The sequence below is a fragment of the Bacillus rhizoplanae genome, from assembly GCF_917563915.1.
GTDB classification, from domain to species: domain Bacteria; phylum Bacillota; class Bacilli; order Bacillales; family Bacillaceae_G; genus Bacillus_A; species Bacillus_A rhizoplanae.
Genome location: NZ_CAKJTI010000012.1, coordinates 1 through 22,664 on the forward strand (window position 1 = coordinate 1; position 22,664 = coordinate 22,664).

At 34.8% G+C, this 22,664-nt stretch carries 22 protein-coding genes and 2 pseudogenes; 5 read left to right on the plus strand and 19 right to left on the minus strand.

The window, feature by feature from the left end; genetic code table 11:
- Positions 1-45: 45 nt before the first annotated feature.
- Positions 46-438, plus strand: coding sequence for a LysR family transcriptional regulator (locus LRP84_RS12775; RefSeq protein ID WP_302850593.1), 393 nt, complete (start codon positions 46-48; stop codon positions 436-438).
- 415 nt (positions 439-853) lie between these two features.
- Complete coding sequence (locus LRP84_RS12780; RefSeq protein ID WP_230575429.1) at positions 854-1,627, plus strand: SDR family NAD(P)-dependent oxidoreductase; 774 nt, start codon at positions 854-856, stop codon at positions 1,625-1,627.
- 92 nt (positions 1,628-1,719) lie between these two features.
- Here LRP84_RS12780 and lipP1 read toward each other — a convergent pair whose 3' ends face one another.
- The 5 genes from lipP1 to LRP84_RS12805 all read right to left on the minus strand — a co-directional run bounded on the left by lipP1 (position 1,720) and on the right by LRP84_RS12805 (position 8,338).
- A complete protein-coding gene (gene lipP1, locus LRP84_RS12785) occupies positions 1,720-2,682 on the minus strand; it encodes a LipP1 family hormone-sensitive lipase (protein ID WP_230575430.1) in 963 nt (320 codons plus the stop codon).
- A gap of 198 nt (positions 2,683-2,880) precedes the next feature.
- Positions 2,881-3,879: a TauD/TfdA family dioxygenase gene (locus tag LRP84_RS12790; RefSeq protein WP_230575431.1), complete on the minus strand. Its 999-nt coding sequence runs from the start codon at positions 3,877-3,879 to the stop codon at positions 2,881-2,883.
- Between the two features lie 425 nt (positions 3,880-4,304).
- Positions 4,305-5,645, minus strand: a complete 1,341-nt coding sequence (locus LRP84_RS12795; protein WP_230575432.1) for an MFS transporter — start codon at positions 5,643-5,645, stop codon at positions 4,305-4,307.
- Between the two features lie 85 nt (positions 5,646-5,730).
- Entirely contained in the window at positions 5,731-6,786 is a 1,056-nt protein-coding gene (locus tag LRP84_RS12800; RefSeq protein ID WP_230575433.1) for a TauD/TfdA family dioxygenase, read from the minus strand.
- A gap of 37 nt (positions 6,787-6,823) precedes the next feature.
- Positions 6,824-8,338 (minus strand): long-chain-fatty-acid--CoA ligase, encoded by a 1,515-nt coding sequence (locus tag LRP84_RS12805; RefSeq protein WP_230575434.1) that lies wholly within the window; start codon positions 8,336-8,338, stop codon positions 6,824-6,826.
- Between the two features lie 144 nt (positions 8,339-8,482).
- Here LRP84_RS12805 and LRP84_RS22575 point away from each other — a divergent pair.
- A pseudogene (locus LRP84_RS22575) lies at positions 8,483-9,196 on the plus strand (Tn3 family transposase); the annotation flags it as partial.
- A 111-nt stretch (positions 9,197-9,307) separates the two neighbouring features.
- Here LRP84_RS22575 and LRP84_RS12815 read toward each other — a convergent pair.
- The 10 genes and pseudogenes from LRP84_RS12815 to LRP84_RS12860 all read right to left on the minus strand — a co-directional run bounded on the left by LRP84_RS12815 (position 9,308) and on the right by LRP84_RS12860 (position 16,580).
- Positions 9,308-9,685 carry an FAS1-like dehydratase domain-containing protein gene (locus LRP84_RS12815; RefSeq protein WP_230575435.1) on the minus strand — a complete coding sequence of 126 codons (378 nt, stop codon included), beginning with the start codon at positions 9,683-9,685 and terminating at the stop codon, positions 9,308-9,310.
- 166 nt (positions 9,686-9,851) lie between these two features.
- Complete coding sequence (locus LRP84_RS12820) at positions 9,852-10,682, minus strand: alpha/beta fold hydrolase (protein WP_230575436.1); 831 nt, start codon at positions 10,680-10,682, stop codon at positions 9,852-9,854.
- 482 nt (positions 10,683-11,164) lie between these two features.
- Positions 11,165-11,413, minus strand: coding sequence for a hypothetical protein (locus LRP84_RS12825; RefSeq protein WP_230575437.1), 249 nt, complete (start codon positions 11,411-11,413; stop codon positions 11,165-11,167).
- A 153-nt stretch (positions 11,414-11,566) separates the two neighbouring features.
- Positions 11,567-11,785: pseudogene (locus LRP84_RS12830) on the minus strand (NADH-flavin reductase); the annotation flags it as partial.
- A 44-nt stretch (positions 11,786-11,829) separates the two neighbouring features.
- Positions 11,830-12,750 carry a UDP-N-acetylmuramate dehydrogenase gene (murB, locus tag LRP84_RS12835; RefSeq protein ID WP_230575438.1) on the minus strand — a complete coding sequence of 307 codons (921 nt, stop codon included), beginning with the start codon at positions 12,748-12,750 and terminating at the stop codon, positions 11,830-11,832.
- Positions 12,751-12,916: 166 nt separating this feature from the next.
- Positions 12,917-13,321: a DUF3221 domain-containing protein gene (locus tag LRP84_RS12840; RefSeq protein WP_230575439.1), complete on the minus strand. Its 405-nt coding sequence runs from the start codon at positions 13,319-13,321 to the stop codon at positions 12,917-12,919.
- 56 nt (positions 13,322-13,377) lie between these two features.
- Positions 13,378-14,082, minus strand: coding sequence for a 5'-methylthioadenosine/S-adenosylhomocysteine nucleosidase (mtnN, locus tag LRP84_RS12845; RefSeq protein ID WP_230575440.1), 705 nt, complete (start codon positions 14,080-14,082; stop codon positions 13,378-13,380).
- 132 nt (positions 14,083-14,214) lie between these two features.
- A complete protein-coding gene (locus LRP84_RS12850; protein ID WP_230575441.1) occupies positions 14,215-14,835 on the minus strand; it encodes a histidine phosphatase family protein in 621 nt (206 codons plus the stop codon).
- A gap of 82 nt (positions 14,836-14,917) precedes the next feature.
- A complete protein-coding gene (locus LRP84_RS12855; protein ID WP_230575442.1) occupies positions 14,918-15,895 on the minus strand; it encodes a hypothetical protein in 978 nt (325 codons plus the stop codon).
- Positions 15,896-16,016: 121 nt separating this feature from the next.
- Positions 16,017-16,580, minus strand: a complete 564-nt coding sequence (locus tag LRP84_RS12860) for a GNAT family N-acetyltransferase (RefSeq protein WP_230575443.1) — start codon at positions 16,578-16,580, stop codon at positions 16,017-16,019.
- A gap of 299 nt (positions 16,581-16,879) precedes the next feature.
- On the opposite strand from LRP84_RS12860, the gene LRP84_RS22580 reads away from it, so the two are divergent.
- Positions 16,880-17,047 (plus strand): phosphatase PAP2 family protein, encoded by a 168-nt coding sequence (locus LRP84_RS22580; protein WP_367890492.1) that lies wholly within the window; start codon positions 16,880-16,882, stop codon positions 17,045-17,047.
- 16 nt (positions 17,048-17,063) lie between these two features.
- Here LRP84_RS22580 and LRP84_RS12865 read toward each other — a convergent pair whose 3' ends face one another.
- From LRP84_RS12865 to LRP84_RS12880, 4 genes are all read right to left on the minus strand, one after another.
- On the minus strand, positions 17,064-17,561 hold the full coding sequence (locus tag LRP84_RS12865; RefSeq protein WP_230575444.1) for an 8-oxo-dGTP diphosphatase: 498 nt from the start codon (positions 17,559-17,561) through the stop codon (positions 17,064-17,066).
- An 84-nt stretch (positions 17,562-17,645) separates the two neighbouring features.
- Positions 17,646-18,434, minus strand: a complete 789-nt coding sequence (locus LRP84_RS12870) for a methyltransferase domain-containing protein (protein ID WP_230575445.1) — start codon at positions 18,432-18,434, stop codon at positions 17,646-17,648.
- 226 nt (positions 18,435-18,660) lie between these two features.
- Positions 18,661-20,154 carry a M1 family metallopeptidase gene (locus LRP84_RS12875; protein WP_230575446.1) on the minus strand — a complete coding sequence of 498 codons (1,494 nt, stop codon included), beginning with the start codon at positions 20,152-20,154 and terminating at the stop codon, positions 18,661-18,663.
- Between the two features lie 216 nt (positions 20,155-20,370).
- The gene (locus LRP84_RS12880; RefSeq protein ID WP_230575447.1) at positions 20,371-21,099 is read right to left on the minus strand and encodes a histidine phosphatase family protein; all 729 of its coding nucleotides are present in this window, start codon (positions 21,097-21,099) and stop codon (positions 20,371-20,373) included.
- Between the two features lie 566 nt (positions 21,100-21,665).
- Between LRP84_RS12880 and LRP84_RS12890 the strand changes: the two genes are divergently transcribed.
- The gene (locus LRP84_RS12890) at positions 21,666-22,652 is read left to right on the plus strand and encodes an alpha/beta fold hydrolase (protein WP_230575448.1); all 987 of its coding nucleotides are present in this window, start codon (positions 21,666-21,668) and stop codon (positions 22,650-22,652) included.
- The last annotated feature ends 12 nt before the right edge of the window (positions 22,653-22,664 follow it).

A 22,664-nucleotide genomic window follows, 5' to 3' on the forward strand; every position in this document is an offset into this window, starting at 1 on the left:
GATTTTAATGTGTAAGTAAGTATTATTAATATTCAATTACAACATATTGTTCAAGTCACAAAACTCAGTTCTCTGACTATAGCAGCATGGAATCTTCATGTGACCAAATCCACAAGCAGCCAACCCATTGCCAGCTTAGAAAAGGAATTAAGACTAAAATTTTTTAATCGCTCCTGGGGACACGGTGCTGTACCAACCGATAAAGGTAGAATCAGTCTAATACTTGTCTTTGGGGTACTAAGAAAGCTTGAGGAAACAAAAGAGACAGCCAACTTATTCAATTCCACGAAAGTAGGGGAACTAAAAATATCTTCTTCCCCCGGATTGATGACATTACTGGTAAAAGCTATAGTCGCTTTTAGACATGATTATCCATATGTAACTCTGCAGATTCAGCGCTTCAAATATTGTCATGTATCTCTCCCCTTCCCTCAATAAAGTGAAACTTCCATCAGTGGGGTTTTCTTCATCCCCCACTGATGGTTAACCAATCGGGCTTTTACGGGCAGTTATCCCCCTATCTCCTTCGCTTCTCTCAATTTTGAGGTGGGGGTCTTACTGCCCGTTAATGCGGGATAAACGAGCATAGGAGTGAGCCGCCCTCTTGAGGAACCTATTCGATTGTACAAGAAAAATAAAAGACCGATACATTTTACTAAGGTATCGGTTCTATTTTATTTACAAAATAGTTTTTTCTATTTTATATTAGTAGTACTTAATTACAAATTAAAATCTTTAATTTTATTTAATTATAATTTATCAGTAGAATTAAAAGTATAAATGAGTTAATATTCAAAAAAAATCACTTTCGAGTTTGGTCTTTTACGGTTAAATCGAAACAGGAGGTTGAACTATGGACTTAAAGTTATCCGGAAAAAAAGCACTTATTGTTGGAGGAAGCCGAGGGATTGGTAAAGCTGTTGCCCGCCAGTTGGCTCTGGAAGGTGTAGATTGTACGATTTGTTCAAGAAACGAATCCTCACTAAAAATCACTGCAGAGGAATTAGCTCAAGAAACAAAAAGAAATATCTATCCAATTGTGGCAGATACCACTGATCCTGACTCTATCCTAAATTTAGTTGAAAAATCAGCAGCAGCAATGGGAAGCATTGATATTTTAATCAACAGTGGAGCCCGTGTTGGCGGCTTTGAGCCAGAGGATTTTAATAGTATTAAAGATGAACTTATTTTGAAAGATTTTGAAGAAAAGTATATGGGCTATTTTCGTTGTATCCGAGCTGTTGCTCCTTATATGATAGAAAATAATTGGGGACGTATTATAAGTATAAGTGGCCTGGCTGCCAGAATTGGCGGCAATTATTTTAGTTCCGGTCCGCGTAATGCATCTGTTGTCCATTTAACAAAATCCGCATCAATGGAATTAGGAAAGCACGGAATTAACGTCAATGCTGTTTATCCAGGGATTGTCGATACGGAAATGTTTAGAAACCGAGTCACTAACGAAGAGGCTGTGCGTCAGATGGCAGCACTCAATGCACTCGGCCGCTTGATTACAGTAGAAGAAATTGCTAATGTCATTACCTTCCTAGCTTCACCTTTGGCGGCATCGATTACTGGTGATGTCATTTCGGTAACCGGCGGAATTGGAGATACCGTTTTTTACTAAAAAGCTAGGATTGATATTGTAACTGTTTCGTAGATTACCAATAATAGTGTATTTAAAAAACGAGCCTCGCTAAAAGCTGAGGCTCGTTTTTTTTAAACTTTTGAATTCCAATCTATCCCTATTGTATATTTAGTGGTACTCAAGAACTTGTCGATCTTAGAAACAGTTGATTCAATGCTCTTAGAGAATATAGCCATGTGTGCAAAAAAGCCGTGGACTATACCGAGTTCACATGCATACTCAACTTGCACACCAAATTTTTTCAGACGTTCAGCATAAGCCATTCCTTCATCCCGAAGCACATCATTTTCTGCTGTAATCACGATTGCTGGCGGGAGACCACTTAAATCTTCAGCAACCAAAGGAGCAGCGTATTCATTATACCTGTCCTCATCATTCCTTAAATAATGATTACGGAACCAAATCAACTGTTCGCGATCCAGACCAAATCCTTTTGCAAATGTTTGATGGGATTCCGTATTAAACTCAAGATTTGTCACAGGGTAGATTAAGACCTGTGCAGCGATGTCGGGACCTTTTCTGTCTCTCGCCATCATAGTTACTACTGTCGCTAGATTTCCACCTGAGCTATCCCCTCCGACCGCCAATCTAGTAACATCTCCGTTAAAGGAGGGCCCTTTTTCATAAACCCATTCCAATGCCGCATATGCGTCTTCGACTGGAGTCGGGAACTTATACTCTGGAGCAAGACGATAGTTTACAGATACAACAATACTAGCCGTTCTATTTGCTATCATTCGGCAACTTGCATCCATCACTTCAATGTCTCCTAGAACCCATCCTCCGCCATGGTAGTAAATAAATATCGGGAAGGGACCTTTCCCCTCCGGTATGTATACCCTACATTTGATTTCTTCGTCTTTGCTTACCGGTATCATCAAGTTCTCTACCTTTGAAACTGGATCTAATTTTACAGCAGGGCGCGGTGCATTGGACAACATATCTCTTACTGCCTTAGGATCCATCTCGTGAATAGGCGGCATCTGATTATATGCTTGTAAATATTTTTCTGCTTGCGGATCTAAATTTGCCATGAAACATCATCCTCACTTCAATTTATTTTAAAATTAACTCGGCTATTTCTTAAACCTTGATTCCGATCCTGAAACGCTCACATTCACTTCATCATAAAAAAACATACAATGGTGATTTTATTCACCTTATTTCGATGAATAAAATCACCATACAACTTGATATAAGAGATATTGGTGATTAACGTTACCACCAGCTTTTTATCTAATTACAGGTGCTCCTCCGATATAAAACTCGAAATCTGGGGCAATTTTTCGGCCATTTGGCATCATGAGCCACAATCTTAATAAATGACGTTTGCGGTCATCTTCTTCATAATCTTCAAATAATGTACGTGAATGAAAAACCGCATAATTATTAACGAATTGCATATCACCTGGTTCCATCATCATATCAATATGAAAGTTTTTATCATGAGTAAGGGAATCTATAAAATCAAATGCTTCGATTTCCTCTTTCGACAAAGAGATACCTGTTTTCATTTGTGCTGATTCGACATATTGGCGCATATATCTGCAGCTCAATTTACCATCGTAATAGCTAAAGATTGGTGATTGAACTACCGAAGATTGACCTAGTGCTTCTTCCCCACGAAGATCATGGGCGAATGGACGATAAAGAATTTCAAGGTACTCTGGGTGCTTCTCCAGAATTTCATTATAGATAGACATTGCACTAGCGATACTGCTTAAACCACCAGATTTCGCTTTGCGAAGACATAGTAATCCGACCACATCAGCAAGATCTGTGTGATAGTCAAGATGCACATTTGTTTGGTAACCTCTTACTTTTGTATTATCATTAAAGTCTTTACCTATGTTTTTGATATGCCCTAAGAGGTCCCCAGTTTTGCTTTGGATGATCGGCAGTCCCAAGTGAAATCCGAGACCCCAGTAAATGATGCTTGCTTCTTCATCAGTATACCGTTCCATTGGCAATCCGCGAATCAATAGAAACCCTCTTCCATTCTCCAGTTCGTCGACAAAGTATTTGATTTCGTCAGCGAGATCAGGAATCGGGAAATCCTCTTTTCTAAAATCAGGTGCTTTTAATCCCTTTTGTTGAACATGTAATACAGCCTTCTCAAGTGCAGCAATCGTTTTCTCGGACAAATAATAAATCCATGAATCATTTTTAGCTAGTTCAATACCTTTCCACGCTGAACGCCCTTGAATTTTTTCCTTTACAATGATCGACATAAATAATCCTCCTTTATTAATTTGGTTATTTTCTTACTTAAGATGACTGAATTTTTTTAGCGTTAACAATGAAGAAAAGCGAAACATCTTAATCGTTCTTGGCCCCGGACTTCTCGCTATCTCCCAAAACATTAATAGCGTTTACATAAGTGTTGTGACTGAATATTTTGAATTTTCTTTTCTTCAGTATATTCATAATTATTAATTAAGTAAAATTATTATTTTTAACTTATAATTAAGTTTTATTAATATATACCGTCTTCCAATCTCACAAACTAACCCTTTCAAAAAAACTAAGTAATAGATTCATTGATCAAATGATTAATCAACATAGTTATGGTCATCTTTCCTCAATTTAGTATATTCACTAATTAAGAAAATCCTTCGTTGAAGTTATAGCTGTACCCTTATTGACTGTAAATCTTTTAAATGCTCACTTGCCCCTCTGCTTTTATCGTTGTGTGACTTTGCTTTGCGGGACGTACAACAATCCAAAACAATAATCCGATAACAAACATACCCAAAGCAGTTACTTGAAACCCATAACGATATCCCATTGCCTCAGTCGCTGCATATTGAATAAAATACCCGAATACGAGTGGGGCAATAATACTTGTTGAACTTGAAAGAGCAATGAACGTCCCTTGTGCTTTTCCGATGTTTTTGGGAGAAAAAAAATCCATTAATATTGCGGGTGCAAGTGAAAGAATGACATATGCAAAACCTGGAGCCAGGGTAAAAAACAGGATGGATATAGCAGTTGAATTCACAGCATTTGCCAAATATACACAAAGAGCAGATAGTACCATCATGGAACCGGCAAGATTGATTCGTGCTTTACGAATATCCCCAGTTTTGCGATAAATCCGGTCTGATAGCATGGAAAATCCAATTTGGCAAACGGCAGCGAAAAGAAAAGGTAAAGACACAGCTAATTTTAATGTTTGACCATCAAAATGTTGAACTTTAGTAAAGTATGCCGGAAACCATATCGCTTGAACGGACAATAACCAATAAGCACAACCTCCACACAAAACGGTAAAAATAAAATTTTTAGACAAAAGATACGGAAGAAACTGACGCCAAGAAACTTTAGAAAGGGTTGATGAATGCTGCTCCTCTTGATGAAATGAAGGCAACCCAATTTCTTGTGGACTTTCTTTACCGAAAATGACCCATAAAACTAGCACAATAAGTCCAACAATCCCCATAGCTATAAAAGCAGATCTCCATCCATATTGATCGATTAAGGAGATTAATAATGGCGAAGCAATCGCTGATCCGCCTGTTGTTCCTAACAGAACAGCGCCAAAGCCTATACCATGTCTGTGTTTTGGGAACCATTTTCCCATTATTGCCGTTGATAGGGCAGGGGCTGGACCTTCGCCTGCTCCCAAGATCATTCTTGTAAAGACTAGCAGAGACAGACTGGAAACAAAAGGTGTGAGAAATTGAACAATCAACCATGTAAGTGACATCCAAGTTAACATTTTTTTCGTGTTTTTGGAATCGGCCATACCACCAAGAATGATAGAGGAAAAGGTAAAGAACCAAAAGAAGGAACTTCCCACCAATCCCCATTGTGAAGGACTTAAATGTAACTCTTTCATTAGGGGAACGGAAACCAAACCAATAACAATTTTATCAACTTGGTTGATCATACCGGAAGCAACTAGAAATAATAATATAATCCAAGAATATTTTGGAGTGCTCAACGTATAAATCCCCCTTATTTTTACCATCAAGGGAAAACCTTTTCCTGACATCTGAAAAGGTGCTCCCCATCACATGAATCAATTGGTGTTCTTATGAAACGGTTTATAAAGGTAAGTCTTTCGGATTTAAACCCAATTACTTCAAGTTTTCTACAATACCGCCAGATGTTTTTCCACGGACAGGAATACCGCCGCGACCCGCTTTACCTGTTTTCTCATCAATAAACATCGCGAAATCATGTGCAATTTCTCGGCCATTTGGCATCGTGAGCCACAATCTTAATAAATGACGTTTGCGTTCCGGTTCTTCATAGTCTTCGTATTGAGTACGTGAGTGAAGAACTGTATAATTATTGACGAATTGCATATCACCTTCTTCCAACATCATATTATAATGCATATTTTCATCATGAAGGAGGGAATCCAGTATGTCTAACGCTTCAATTTCAACTTTTGACAAATGGATACCTGTTTTCGCTTGTGCTGATTCTATAAATGTACGGACATATCTGCAGCTCAATTTACCATCATAATAACTAAAAATTGGTGATGTAAATACCGGCGATTCACCTGGCGCTTCCTCACCACGACGATCAAACATGAATGGACGACAGAGAATTCCAAGATACTCTGGGTATTTCTCCAGAATTTCATTATAAACAGCCATTGAACTTATGATACTACTGAACCCTCCAGATTTCCCTTTTCGAAGGCTTAATAATCCGACGACATCAGATCCATCTGCGTGAAAAGGAAGATGCAGTTTCGTTTGGTAACCGCGTACATTTGAATTTTCTAAGCTAAGACCTTGATCAATGACGTGCCCTAAGAGGTCACCATTTGCGTTTTGCGATACCGGAATGCCCATGTGAAGTCCGAGACCCCAATAAATGATGCTCGCTTCTTCATCCGTATACCTTTCCATCGGTAATCCACGAATTAATAGGAACCCCCTCCCATTCTCTAGTTCTTCAACAAAGTAAGCAATTTCGTCAGAGAGATTCGGAATCGGGAAGTCCTCCTTGTTAAAATTAGGTGCTTTTAACCCCTTTTGTTTAACATGAATTAAAGCGCTTTCAAGAGATACAATCATTTTCTCGGACAAATAATAAATCCATGAATCATCTTTAGCTAAATCCATACCTTTCCATGCTACTGGTCCTTGAACTTTTTCCTTTAAAATAGACGACATACATAATCCTCCTTCAATAATATGATTAGTTAGTTTCTTACTTAACTTCAATCAATTGTCTCAACTCTCTGCGCAAAATTTTCCCTGTTGAGTTTTTAGGTAACTCTTTAGAAAATTCCACTTGTTTAGGAAGCTTGTACTTCACCAGCTTACCCTGACAGAATCTGACAATGTCATTCATGGTGATCTGCTCATCATTAACTACGACATAAGCTTTTACGTTTTCTCCGTATTCTCCATCGGAAACTCCGATTACGGCCGCCTCTACAACAGCAGGATGTTGATACAGAACTTCCTCCACTTCACGAGGATATACATTATATCCACCAACAATAATCATGTCCTTCTTGCGATCAACGATGTAGATGTATCCTTCTTCATCCATTGTTGCTAGATCACCAGTGTAAAACCATCCATCTATAAAGGCAGCTGATGTAGCTTCCGGCATCCTCAAGTATCCATTCATTATATTTGGCCCTTGAACTACTAATTCTCCGACTTCTCCTCTCGACAATTCTTTTCCGTCCTCATTGACAATTTTGCTCTTGACGCCTGGTATATCTAGACCGATAGATCCTGGCTTGCGGGTTCCATTTAAAGGATTAATAGCAACGAGAGGAGAAGTTTCCGAAAGCCCATACCCTTCCAAGATAAAAACGTTGTACTTGTTTTCAAATTTTTGTAGCAGCTCGACCGGAATCGAGGCACCGCCAGAGATACACAAGCGAATAGATGAGAAATCTTCCGCAGTGGATTCAGGCAATTGAAAGATAAAATTGTACATCGTAGGAACTCCAGCAAACACTGTTGCCTTTTTTTCTCGAATGGTACGGACCACATCAAGAGGGCTGAATTTAGGTATTATCAGGACAGTTGCCCCGCAAGCAATTGGCGCATTCAGACAAATAGTCATACAGAAAACATGAAACATTGGTAGAACAGATACTACACAATCTTTATCATGGAGTTCAATTAATTCTGAAATGGCGTCTGCATTCGAAGCCAAATTCCGATGCGATAACATCGCACCCTTTGGTTTCCCTGTTGTTCCTGATGTGTATAGAATGACTGCAAGATCTTCCTGATCAATAAAAGGACTTAGGCAAACATCATTGCTTGTTTCCATCAGTTGCTCCCATGCCCATTCCTGATCCTTGGCATCTGTATAAATGACTAGCTTTAGATTTTTCAATTGTCCTTTTACTTCTGATAACTTCGGTTCTACAGATACGTGAGCAATAACCGCTTTAACTTGACTATCCTCTAAAATGTAATTGATTTCCTCTTTGGTATACATAGGATTCATCGGAACAACAAATGCACCTAGTCGTAAAATGCCATAGTACGTAATGAGAAATTCAGGGCTATTTCCTAATAAAAGGGCCACTCCATCTCCCTTCCCGATTCCTCGGGCAGACAAACCAGCAGCTAATCGATCCACTTGCTGATTTAGTTCTGTATAAGTAACACTTTTATCTCTATAGATATAAGCGATACTGTCTGGGAAACTACTTGCACTTCTTTTCAAATTTTCATCTAAATTATAGCTCATTGCATGATTCACCCCTTTATTCATATGTAAGTATCAGAATACCCACTATTGTGAATATTCAAAATATTATTACATAAAGTATACTCATAAATTATAATTAAATAAAATTAAAGATTTTAATTTGTAAGTAAGTATTACTAATATTCGAAAAGAGGGGCCGCCATGTTGGAGGGGGCTTCAGCATGGTACAAACATGGAAATAGATCGAAATTATGTCGACACGCATGGACAAAGTGTTGTCGCCTTTGCCTTTTGTTATTTGCTTGATTTTAAGCTGATACTACGTTTCAAAAATATTGGATCTCAGAAATTGTATCGACCTGAAGCTGGATGAATGAGGAATCCCCTCACTTGCAGCTCGTCTTACGGAAGCACATTAACTGGGATATTATTCGTCAACAGTATGAGCAAATTATTAAGTTTGCGAATGCTTTGCGATTAGGGACCACATCAACGAAAGCAATTTTAAAGCGATTTACGAGAGATGCCAAGCACCCTATCTATCAAGCTCTATGTGAGTTGGAGAAAGCAATTAAGACCATTTTTTATGTGATTATCTACACTTTGAGGAAGTCCGTAGAGAGGTTAATGAAGGACTTAACACCGTTGAAGATTGAAACTTTGTTAACAACTACATCTTTTACGGAAAGAATAGTAAAATTCTCTAGAAGATCAAGAAGTGTCTGGATGGTCACTCCAATTGCTACAAAATTTTCTAGTTTACATGAATACGTTAATGGTTCAGAGAATTCTCTATCATAACAATCAGTATTGGCTAAAAAAATAACCCCTGAATACTTCAGAGGATTAACGCCTTTGTTCCACAATCATATAAATCCGTATGAAACATTTAAATGAAATGAAAAAAGGCTAGCTTTACTAGCCCGCATTATACTCATATATAGTATGGCACTTAATTTCTTTTTATACAAAAAATTCCATTAACACATATTTTCAATTTTAGAATGTTCAATCTCGAATGATTCCACGACTTGAACCTAGCATTACTTCTTTCCCATTTTGATTGCGATATACTGACCTTATTTCTACCTTTTTAAAACCTTCCATTTGTTCAACATTTGTAAGAGTTATTTCGCATGTAATGGTATCTCCAGTAAAAACAGGTCGAATAAATTCACTTACCATTTCTCTTGCGATGTAATTTACATCACCACCAATTTTCGTTCCTATACTTGCAGTTAATAAACCTTGCACCACTAAACGACCTTTTTCATCATGTTCAATATGATGCCTACCTTGGTCGCCTGAAAAACTTCCGAACTGCAAAACATCTTCTTCAGTAAAAGTTCTTTCCCATGTAAAAACATCACCTGTTTTAATAACCATATTCCTCTCCTTTATTTTGAATATTCTTTATTTTTAGTTTAGCACAAAAATGAATGAATGACCACTCATTTTTAATAGTTTCACTAAATTACATACATTAATTTAATAAGAAAAAATCCTGCATGAAACAGGATTTTTAATCATTTCTTTTACAAATTATTAAATGTTATTCAAAAACCACAATATTTTCTTCTACTCTATTTAACCATTCATTTATTAACGAATGGAATAAAACATCCTGCTCAATCTGTAAGTTATGTCCCGCTTTATCTAAAACAGCAAAAGTAGCACGAGGAAATTTATCAAGAATCTTCCAAGCATCCTTGTAGCCTGTTACTGAATCCTGTTTTCCCAATAAAAAGAGACTTGGTTTTTCATACAGGGATAACTGGCTATCCACATCAAATGAAAAAGCATATTGCTCCATTATTTTTGTTAAAAACGCCTCATCTGCTATTTTAATACCTGATATAATCTCTTCAAGATAACGTTGCCAATTATTTTCGTTAAGTGCTACAAATTTCAAACTGAAATTCTCACGTTCCTCCGTACTTAACTGAGATAAAAACTTTTCATCTTGGTAAATAACGGTATGTGAAGGAAGCTGTCTCTTGTTTATATCCGGAATAATCATAGGACAAATAAATGCTGCTCCATCTATTTTTTCTTTTCTTTTGGATATAACTCCTCTAGTTATGTATCCACCATAGGATTCGCCTGCAATTAAGAAAGATTCGTCTGGAATAATCGTATCTATGAATTTTAAAACAAGCTCTAACATTCCATCTGAGTTTTGAATAGATTCGTTCCCCTTCGTTTGTCCCATTCCTGGTAAATCAATATAAATTCGTTTCCAACCTTCTCTTTTTACAAAAACAGGTTCCATGCACCCTAACATTAGTCTATGATCAGGAGAAAAACCATGAAGCATAATAATTGGTTTTCCAGAACCATAAATCTCATAATGAACTTTTACATCCCCTATTAAGCATTCCATTATAATCCACCCCGAATTTTCAGTATTATAATTACTATCAATAATATAAAGGTTCTATCTTTCCAAACAATTAATCTCATACTTCTTATTGTTAAATTTACAACTTGTACATAGTTTGCATAGTTTACATAATATTGTTATGCGATAAATATTTCTTGTTTTCTACGTGCTTACATTTTACTTAGCTCTTCTATTCTTTTTCAAATAACTCCATTAACTCTATAATTGTTTGCGCCGAAAAATCAAAACGAATACCTGCTGCTTCATACACTACTTTTACTGATTTAAGTGTTCATTAAAACTGAATATAATGTTATTTTAATTGTCCATCTATTTCATCTAATAATCTGACGCTTTAACCAACTCTCAAGCTCCTTACTACATTGAATCTCTGCTTGTAGCAGAGATTCAAATTTCACTTGTAACGATTCCAAATCAATAATAACGAAATATTCAGTATTATCCATTTGAAAGACGCCCTTTCATACAATATTCTTCGCAACAAGTTTCAAATGCTCAGCAGGAATAATTTGTTTGACTGTTTCCTGCAAATCCTCTGCCATCACTTCTTCAATATGTTCCAATGCTACTTCTAATATACTGCATTCCATTGTTTCAATATTAAGTAGAGAATAATGATCATTTTTCTTTATCACTAAATATCTATGATTCTCTGTCACTAGTAAAGCACCTAACTGAATCCCTAGTATTCTGTTATCTTCAAATTTCATGTACACTCCTCCTATCAATAAATATTTTACAATAAAAGGATATTAAAATATACAAAAAAGGTTCCTAATTTCTTCAGAGAATCTCGCTTTCTTGCTGATACAGTACTTATACCATAAAGGGAAATAGGGAAACAATTAATCGACTACAAACTATTAATTAGCAATGAAAGGACATTTTCTTACATATAAAGGACTGAAAATTTGCCTAATTAAAAAATCAGAAATATCACCATTATGAATCTTTATACCCGGCATATCTGTCAAACTCTCTTTTATTCTGCTAGTAGCAACTCCTTCTACTACAAATGGTAAACGTACAAATGTCCAATCAAGATTATTTTTTAACAACAGGTCTAATTCTTTATACTTATTTATCCCAAATAAAAAACACCTCTCATTTCGAGAGGCGCTTACTATTAAGATACTAAATCTTCTCCAATAATTTTTACTTCTGTTTCTAATTCTACGTTAAATTGGGATTTTACCTTTTCCTGCACATATCGGATAAGTTTTACATAATCACTCGCTGTAGCTTCACCTACATTTACGATAAATCCAGCATGCTTAGTAGATACTTGGGCATCTCCTATTTGTTTTCCTTGCAGCCCGCTATCTTGAATTAACTTACCAGCAAACATACCTGGAGGGCGTTTAAAAACACTGCCACAAGAAGGATATTCTAATGGTTGTTTTGATTCACGCAAAAATGTCAATTCATCCATTTTTTCTTTGATTATACTGTATTCACCTTCTTGTAAATCAAATGTCGCTTCTAACACAAGATATCCTTTTCTAGAAATGCAACTGTTTCTGTATTCTAATTCTAAATCATTTTTATTTAAATTAAGAATTTCGCCATCTCTAGTTATAACTAATACACTTTCAATAACATGTGATACTTCGCCACCATATGCTCCCGCATTCATATATACTGCTCCGCCAACTGTTCCTGGAATACCACAAGCAAATTCTAATCCAGTTAGATGATTTTTCAATGCAAATCTAGAAGTATCAATAATGGTTGCCCCGCTTTGAACAATTATCTTATTATCTTTCAATGAGATATCAGTCAATTTAGTTAAATTCAGAACAATCCCTCTAATGCCGCCATCCTTAATAATTATGTTTGAACCATTACCTAAAATAGTGAAATCTATATTATTTTGATTTGCATATTTTATTACGTTTTGTACCTCTTGATACGTAGTAGGTAAAACAAAATAATCCGCATTTCCACCCGTTTTAGTGAAAGTGTATCGTTTTAACGGTTCATCTTTTTTAACTTTATTATCATCTAATATGTTCAATAAATCGTTGTATACTTTATCCATTTTCATAACCTCTTTACTAAAACTTTTTCCTATCCATTATAATATATTTAGTTTCAAAAAAAAGCTAATAACTAATTTTGTTTATTTTTTAATTATTCACTTTTGGTAACTCTAATGATTAATTAATCCATAATTACATCAACATTTTCAAATATTGCATGAAACCTCTCTCTTAACCTTGAATTTTCTCTAACTTTGTAACCCATATCTTTGCAGGATAAGATTCAAGTATTTCACTACACTCTATTCTAACTTTATCACCCGTTTGTAATTCCTTTTTTATACTTGGATTATTAAATTGCAAAATAGCGTCAGTGGGAATGCTCCATTTTAGCCTTTCTTCTAAATTTTTTCTGTCGTTATCTGTTTTTATATTTTTCTCGTAAATAAAAAACACAGTATCTCCCTGAAGCAAGATATAACCATCTATCCCATTAGAAACTGTATTATTATCTATTTTCGTTGTAGACTTTTTTATTTCGTTACCTGTACCTGTTTTCCAAACTAAAACAATCATGAAGATGATTACCAAAAATAAAATCGTACCAACTGCTTGTAGACTTTTTTTCATTTGCATCTCCATCACCTAAAATGCCTTTTCTAAAAAATTCATTAACAAATAGTTGAGAAAACCTACGCTTTGATTTCTTTAAAAGAATGCAATAAAAATGCAACTATATATTCGCACGCTTTCTCACAAGCTAACATTTTAAATACTCTTTGCTCTTCTACTGTTTTATCATTCGCTTGATCTGAAGCAGCTTTTAAGCAAAGAAATGGCTTGCCATTCACATGACAAACGTAAGAAAATGCAGCAACTTCTTGATCCACCGCAAGCGCTCCGTAAACTGTCCGAAGCAATTCTCTCGTTTCCGAACTACGAATACGTTGATCACCTGAAATGAAGGTACCATAATGAGAGGTATAAACTAATTGCAACTTTTTCATTTCTTTAATCAAATGTTTCGAAGGTTGAATACACGCTGTTCTGCCCGTATATAAATCAAACGGATCCGCTCCAGTTCCCGCTCCTGTTACATCATGTTGCATAACTTTAGTGGCGACAACAATATCACCGTTTTTCACCTTGTTTGATAAGCTTCCACAAATTCCTGTCATAAATAGTCGTTCTGGTTGAAATTCACTAATAAGAAGCTGAACACAACTTGCACATTGGACTTTACCGACTCCGGTTATGACAGAAACGACTTCAATCCCGTTCATATTATGAAAATGAAATTGCCAAGCCGCTCGTTCTTCTTTACGATAACTTGGATAATATTTATGTAAATACGTAAGCTCTGGTTCCCATGCTGCAACGATAGCAATTCGATTCATGGGTATCATTCCTTTCTAGTATTTATGTCAATTCCTAACTGTATTGATGCTCTAAATTTCCAGATTAGAAAGACCCTATTCTCAAATTGGTGACAAAAAAACGAAAATAGAGTCTCTACTATCAACAGTTCGTTAAATTGTTACAACCTTATTAAAATGGGTAGTATCCCCTTCTAGCTGTATATTATAATTTTCATCTTTCATTTCTAAAACAGTTAAACTTGTACCATGTAGAAAAGGAGGGTCCCATAAATTTGTAATAGATTTACCTTTGACATGCATAAGTAATACTTTGAGAAACACAGCATGCGTAACAATTAGAATGTTTTCATCTTGATGATTTGAAATAATAGTATGAAATATAGACACGACCCTATGTACGAATTGCTCAAACATTTCTCCAGCAGCTGATTCATATTGTGTTGGATTTTCCCAAAAGTTCTTGTATTGTGTAGGGAAAGATTGTTTAATTTCTTCATGTGTTCTCCCTTCCCAGGCGCCCATATTAATTTCTCTTAAATCTTCGTGTAATACGAGATTCGTATCATTTTGGCCAATAATTAATTTAGCTGTTTCTATCGTTCTATTACTTGTACTCACATAAACAGTATCAAACTGTATATCTTGTAATGCTTTACTCAAAGAAATTGCATTATTTATTCCTTCATTAGTCAACTTAGAATCTTTCCAACCTTGCATTCTATTTTCAACATTCCATTCTGTTTGACCATGTCTCGTTAAATAAATTTTCATTTTTCGGAACCCCCGTAATTTTTTATCAAAAACTCAAATATAAAAATACAGTATCATTTATTTTATCTTTAGTATTCCTCTTTTAAATAACACTCTCTACGTTTTCTTTCCCCTGATTGGTTAATAAGTTGGTATGTTTTTGAAACAACTCTTTAGCTACATTACTAAGTATTTTAGAGTCGATTTCCCTCCATTTTTCAGGATCAGTCACATAATCCACACTATGTATTTCTTTTGACAAATTAGAACAAATTACATAACTTGAATATGGATGTGGATTCTCCCTATTATTATCCGCATCTGATAAAAACTTTTTCATTAATACTTTATTATTTAAAGGATGGTAAATTAATTCTACTAATTTTGCTCGATATTCTAGATCTACGGGAAGAAGACATGGGAAGTCTTCATAATCCGCTAAGTGTTGCGCTTCATGAGCAAGATATGAGTATAAAAAATCAGGCTTATTTAGAACTTTTTCATACCTTTCTTTTACACAATATAAGGCATTTTTTGATGCCCATCCTCCTGTTGCTCTCCCACCAAAGGTAGCGAAATGCAACCAGCTCTGCATAATAAAATCTGACATGAAATATACAACAACCTTTTTAGATTTATCTGGCAGGATAATTTCATACTCAGCCTTCTCTTCTTTCCTCCAAATATATGGCCCCCTATAGGGTGGGGTAATTCCTCCAAGAAAGTAAAACCCTCTTGATTTAAACTCTTTAGCTAATATTTCTTCAATAGAATCTATGTCATTTGTAGTTTCGAATCCTGGTAACAACTTTATTAGGTGTTCCGCTAAGATACTTTCTGCTTCTTTTTTATTTTTTCTATTTGTTAAGACGGATATAAAGTATTCGTAATACACTCTAATAACACTTCTAATCCAAGCATCTTTTGTTTTATATTGAAATACTGGTTTTTCAACAAAAAAACGGTTGTAGTATTTCTTTTTAAGCTTTTCCAAACCAATATTATTATCAATACTTTGGAGATATTCATAAGCTTTATTAACATTTCCTTGTAAACAATAAGAATATAGTTTTTGTTTCAATGGTTATTGAACTCCTATCTATTTTTTTGTAAACTCAGAAACTAGGTCTTTAGAAGAAATTAATAATCTCATATAAACTTAGATTAATGACGATGTAGTGCTATCCCAAAGCAAACTTTACTCATCTACTAAATATTATAGACATATCATCAGTGCGTCTCTTCCAAATCATATGATCACACCCCTCACCCCAATAATCCTTCAGTAAATAATCAGGCTCTCCAAATTTCTTCTTCCATATCTTCTGTGCATTTGTATATCCACTATCCAAACAAAATTCTTTAATATCCCTATTCAACAGGGTAAGAAACATTACATTTAAAAGTAATGTTCCGATACCACGCCTTTGATATTCTGGAAGTACAAATACAGTTCCTATCTCATATAACTCTTTCAGTGCTCTATCTGTGCAAATGTTAATCAGTTGACTAGCTGGACCATATTCAATTGTACCGATAACTTTATTACAACTTTTATCAACAGCTATCAAAAAATATCGATTTCTCCCATTGCTATCAAAGTCACATTTCAAGTATTGTTCCTTACTTTCAATTTCCTTTTCTATATCATCAACCAACTCCGATAAACCTTCTTTAGCAAACGTATCTTTAATCGTTGTACTAAAAAATTGATTTAGCTCTTCAATGTCCTCAATTCGTGGTCTCCTTATCTCAACATTACACACCGGAAATCACTCCTCGGTTTTCTAAAATTTCATTTATAATTTGGTTTATTCTATACGATCTTTATAAAAATGCTTATAGTCATCAAGTTTTTATTCTATATAATAAAAAATAATCCTTTTTCATTACGTTACGTGAAATTTTAATGTGCGACATATTAAACAATTCGTTAATCACACTTACGAATTCTTCTTTCCCAAGTGATCATGCTACAACTGCTTTAGTAATTACTGTAACGATTCGGCTATCTAGTAGAGAAAATAAGTTTATGTGGGCCATTCTTGGAATGTGAATTGTCTTTTTGAGAATTTGGGTTGGTGCACATTATCCTCTAGATGTATTAGCAGGTATAATCTTTGGAGTATGTATTGCACTACTTTTCCACTATCGAATTATGAAAATGAATCTTATGAACAAAATAACGAAATATCCCTTATTCCAAAAATTTATCTTCTATCTAAAAAAATAAGATAGAAATACATTATTTACACTTTATGTAACTCTGATTCTTTATAATGTTTTTCTACTCTATCTAAAGTAATATCACGCTCTTTATCCCAAACAGAATGCCATTCAAATGTCCCAGATTCAAAGAATAGCGGAAACCTTTTTCTGAACCAATCTTGCATTGGTAAATTTACCACATCTTTTATATCTACCCATACTAATTCTCCTTCAGGTGGATCTTCAAGTAGCTTTCCTTCAAAAGATGTTGCTAAATAATTAAAAACCATATACCTTAATTTCATATTCGGCTCGCAAAACTCGGATATTCCTTTAAAAATGATGTTTTTTACAGTTAAGCCAGTTTCCTCACGTACTTCTCTGATTGCTCCGTCTACAATACTTTCTGGAAAATCGACTTTTCCACCTGGAGCAATGAACCCAGGAAAGCCTAAACGATCTGGACGATTAATTAACAAGACTTTGTCTCCATCTTGCACCATACACATCGTTAACATTTTACATTCGAAATTATTCATCAAAAAACTCCCTCTCTTATGTAGATTCGTTGTTAGAGAATACATTTTGTTTCTTACCTAGATTTTTATTAAGGATATCCCTTATTATTTTTTTCGTGCTAAATACAACGCAACAAACTGTGGTTTTTCAATTTTGCCACCATGTTTTTCGATTACGTTACGAATACTATGAAACAATTTTTCTTTTATATCTTTTTGAAGCAAGCGATGCGCAGATTGTGTATGTAATAGTGCAATATAATCGTCACTATTATATGTATCAGTCCACGTATATGTTTTCACAACTAAATCTTGAAACAAATTATGCTGCATTGTAAGACCTTTTCGTTCTTCAATTAGTTCGTCTGGCATTGGTAACTTATTAGGGTGTAAATGCGGTGCATATTTTTCATAGCAAGCTCCAATCTCTCGAAAAACATCTGTATTAGGTTGTATGTGATATGTCCAAAAGAATGCCATTGTCCCATGATTACGTAACAAACTCGCCACTTTCGGATAGCCAATTTCAGGATTAATAAAATGAAATGCTGTTGCTGAGAATACAAGCGAATATTCATTATGCAGCGGCGTCCATTCTTCAAAAGCGCTTCGATACACTTGGACGTCTTTTTCATATTTGAATTTATCAGCTGTAAATTGAGCTAGTTCCTCTCCAAGCTCAACACAATCAATACATTTATATCCTAGTTGAACAAACCCTTCCGTCCCTTTTCCTGTACCGCAGCCAACTTCAAGAACGGGAGAATCTATTTCAATTTTCGAATAATTAATAATATCAGCAAATAGTTCTCCTGGATAGGTCGGCCGTATTTTTTCATATTCGTAGACAATATTATCAAAGGTATATTTTCTTTCTTCTAAATGGTGAGTCATCTCTTCGTCCCCCATTACTTTTTTACCTTGAACAATTCATTTTTCCATATAGTCTCATCTGCAATTGCACCAATATTAGAATGAAAATTCTTTATTTTCATTCTCTCATATTATAATAATATTTTCTACAAAGTAGTGTATATGATGAAAGTAGCAGCTCATCAGCGGAATATTTATCATTAAACAGAAAAACCTGCCGAATTCGATTCGTGGCAGGTTTTTCTGTTTATTCTTGGTCAGAAACAAATACCCTATGAGACGCAAAGAAATTTGTCAAATCTCTTCCAGTTGATTTCTCCATAATTTGAATAAAATCTTTTGTCGTACTCACACCAAATTTCTTTTCGTTAAAGTAATCTTTCATCGCTTTGTAAAAGACTTCATCGCCAAGTTCAAGACGAAGATCATTAACTGTTCTTGAACCGTAACCATAAATCATACCATAATATGCTCCAATCCCGCCTTCTGCAGCATGTTCAGTAAATGTTGAAACAGGATACGAAAGATGATAGTCTCCGACAGGTTCCGCATTTAGTTGATCAAGTTCTTTGCTGTAGAGCGCAGCTGCAAAACTAGCAAATGATTCGTCAAGCCACGGTTCATCGTTCTCATTATTTCCAATAATGCCATAAAACCATTGATGCCCAATTTCATGTGCAGTAACATGTTTGACCCATTCTTGAGGAGGATTACCAGCGATACTAATCATCGTTAATTGCGGATATTCCATTCCGCCAAACCAGCCTTCCATGCCAACGATATCTAGTTCTGGCCATGGATACTCTCCAAAGCGGTCACTGAACAGCTTGATGCTTTCAACCCCTGCCTCAACCATAGAATCAGCATATTGTGCCTGTTCATCTGTATAATACACATTAATATTTACATTATTTACTTTCGTTTTTTTTACTTTGTAAGTCGTATCCATTTCTATTGCAAAATCGCGAACTTGTTTAGCTTTATAATGATGCGTTGCTAAATTTCCTGAAATACCTGGCTGTCCCACTTCCGTTCCTGTCGTTGCAATGACCTGGGCTTTATCAGTCGTAAGTGTTACATCAAAATCTCCAGTTAAAGAATAAAAAGATTCTCCATATGGAAAATAAGCATCTACATTCCAGCCCTCTTTATCATAAACTGCCAGAATGGGAAACCAGTTTCCAAGCGAAACAGTGTTTTTATTCCAACCAAAACGATCTTGTTGTTCCGGTACATGAACTACAAAATCCATCGATACAGTAGATTTTTGATTATCGGGAATTTGAACAGATGAAATATGCATTGCAGTACTATCAACAGTATATTTTGCTGTTTTCCCATTTACTTTTACGTTAGAAACAGACATACTTCCGCCATTTTCTTTAAATGTTTCTGCGTTTCCCCACAAATTAAAATAAAGTTCGTTTAGCTGCGTACGAGTATTGTTCTTAAAAGTGACAGTCATTTCCCCTTGAATAGTATGATTGGTAGAATCATAGTTAACGTTCATTTTATAGTCTGGATTGGCTGGACCAAATATATCTTGTCCGTGCTTGTTCATGAATTGCGACTGAAATGGTGTCTTCAGCTGAACAGGAGATGTAACTGCCGGATGGTATGCTCCTTTTACAGGGTAATCCGTTTCCGCAGCACTTATAGTAAGTCCAGGAAAAAATAATATCCCACCTACAAATGTCGAAGCTGTTACCCATTTTGCAGTCTGTTTTACAAAACTTTTCATAAAAATCCCTCCACTTCCATTTTTCACCACATAAATTCGATATACATGGTGAAAATCCCTTCAATTTTTATTTAAAATCACTTAAGAAAGTTATCAGGGGAATTTTTAGCACTTTTTCACATTTTTAAAGTGTTTAAGATTCCAAGAAAAAAAGGCGGTCTCTTACTCTCGTAAGAAATCCGCCTTTTTTCTCATTCTATTACTTTCGACATTCTATTATACTCTTACACTTTCTTTTCCTTTTTCAGCATAACTCATATCACCAACAGATTCGACTTTATATTCTCCATCCTTATAGAGAATTTTAGTTACACTTGCATTTTCTAATCCAAGTTTTGTTTTACTACTATCAAGCATGTCTACTAATGCCATGATCGCAATTCCATGAGATATAACTAAAACGTTACCTCCACCATTTTTGGCAGTCTCTTCACTAATTTTATCAATTTCTTTTTTTATACGAGTTGAAAAGGTTTTCCAATCTTCAGCTTGCTTCGTATGGTCTGCTGCTGCAATAAAATTAACAATTTTCTCAATAGATAACTCCATTAGTTCATCTACTGATGTAACTCCAGCAGCATCTCCAATAACTTTCCACATAATTTCATTCTTCTCGCCTTCAAAAATCCCAAAATTCAATTCCCGTAAATCTTTCCTTTGTTCAAGTTTTAACTTTGATTGCCCGCTATATTTTAATACTAAGTTAGCAGTTTCAATTGCGCGGCCACTATCACTACTGTAAGCATCATCAAAATGAATACCTTTTAATCCATTTCCTAAATCTTTAGCTACTTCAACACCCTTCTCTACTAATGGAGAATCTGCCCAACCTTGCACACGCTCACTAGCATTTAACATTGTTTTACCGTGTCTAGTAATATATAACGTAACTATATTATCTTTATTTCTATCTAATTCATTACTATGTTTTTCCATATTACTCATTAATTTCTCCCCTTTAGAATATTATCTATCTGTTTTAATTACTGAATTTAATGGACACAAAAAGGTAAACCTAAGCTGCCAAATCCTCTATTGCTTGAGGAGTTTTATAACTAACTCTACTATGTATTCTCTTACAATTATATCATCCCTCGGTATATTGAAATAGTGCTAGACTTTCTATTGTGTACGATATATTAAAAATATTATAAAATTACTCGATACAAGCGCTATCACACGGACACTTCATCCTTAAAATCCGTTGTAAGGACTTAACTACTATACTCATATGACTATACTAACTCCATACATCTAATCATAGCTGTGGCTTTGAACTTAAGTCGGGGTGTTTTGAATAAAGACACGACATTGGTAAAAAAGTTGCGTTGTTCCCTCCCCTTTGGTTATGATTACCAATGGAAGGCGTTTATGCCCAAAAGAAGGAGATTATCTGAAGTTGAAAAGTAGCTTGTATTTAAAAACACAAAGAAAAATTTAATTTCTATAAAATTAATTAGAAATTTATTTTTATATCGTATCCTTTCAATATAACTTGAAAGGATACTCCTATGAGAAAATTATTTAAAGTATTAAAGCATATATTTGTTATATTTATTGCCGTTATCTTACTCGTATCAGTATCTGTTTTTATTTACCATAACTATCAATTAAGCAAAGAAGCTGCATTAATTAAAAATGAAGGAACATTAATTAATTTTAATAATAAAAAAATTAATGTATATAATGAAGGAAACGGTGAGGATACATATGTATTTATGTCTGGCTCTGGGATTGCTGCTCCTGTTTATGAATTGAAAGGACTATATAGCAAATTTTCAAAAGAAAACAAGATTGCTGTAATAGAAAGAGCAGGTTATGGATACAGTGATGTTTTTCACGATGATAGAGATATTGATACAATATTAGAACAAACTAGAGAAGCGCTAATTAAAAGTGGAAATAAACCTCCGTATATATTAGTACCACACTCTTTATCAGGTTTAGAAGCGATTTACTGGGCGCAAAAATACCCAAGTGAAATAAAGGCAATTATTGCTTTAGATATTGGTTTACCTCAGCAGTACGTAACTTATAAAATGAGCCTAGTTGATTCATTAAAAATAAAAGGAATGAATATTTTAACGAAAATTGGTTTTCAGCGACTCGTTCCCTCCGCTACTTATAACCCCAAAGTGATTCAGCAATCTTTTTTAACTGAACATGAAAAAGAAATTTATAAAGCACTATCATATAAACAAGCTTTTAATGATGATATGGAGCAAGAGCTGTTACAGAGTTACAATAACGGTAAAAAATCAATTAACCTACCGATACCAAAAGAAACACCTATTTTATTTATAGATGCGATTGCTGATCAATATAAAAACTCGAAATATACAAAACAACAAAACAAAGATTATGAGGAGTTTGCGGATCGACTATTAATAGCAGATGTAAAAATAATTGAAGGCACGCACAGCATTTATTTATACGCTCCTGATGAGATTTATAATCTCGCCATGGATTTTATCCATAACGAAATAGAAAAAAATTAATAAGTTGTTATT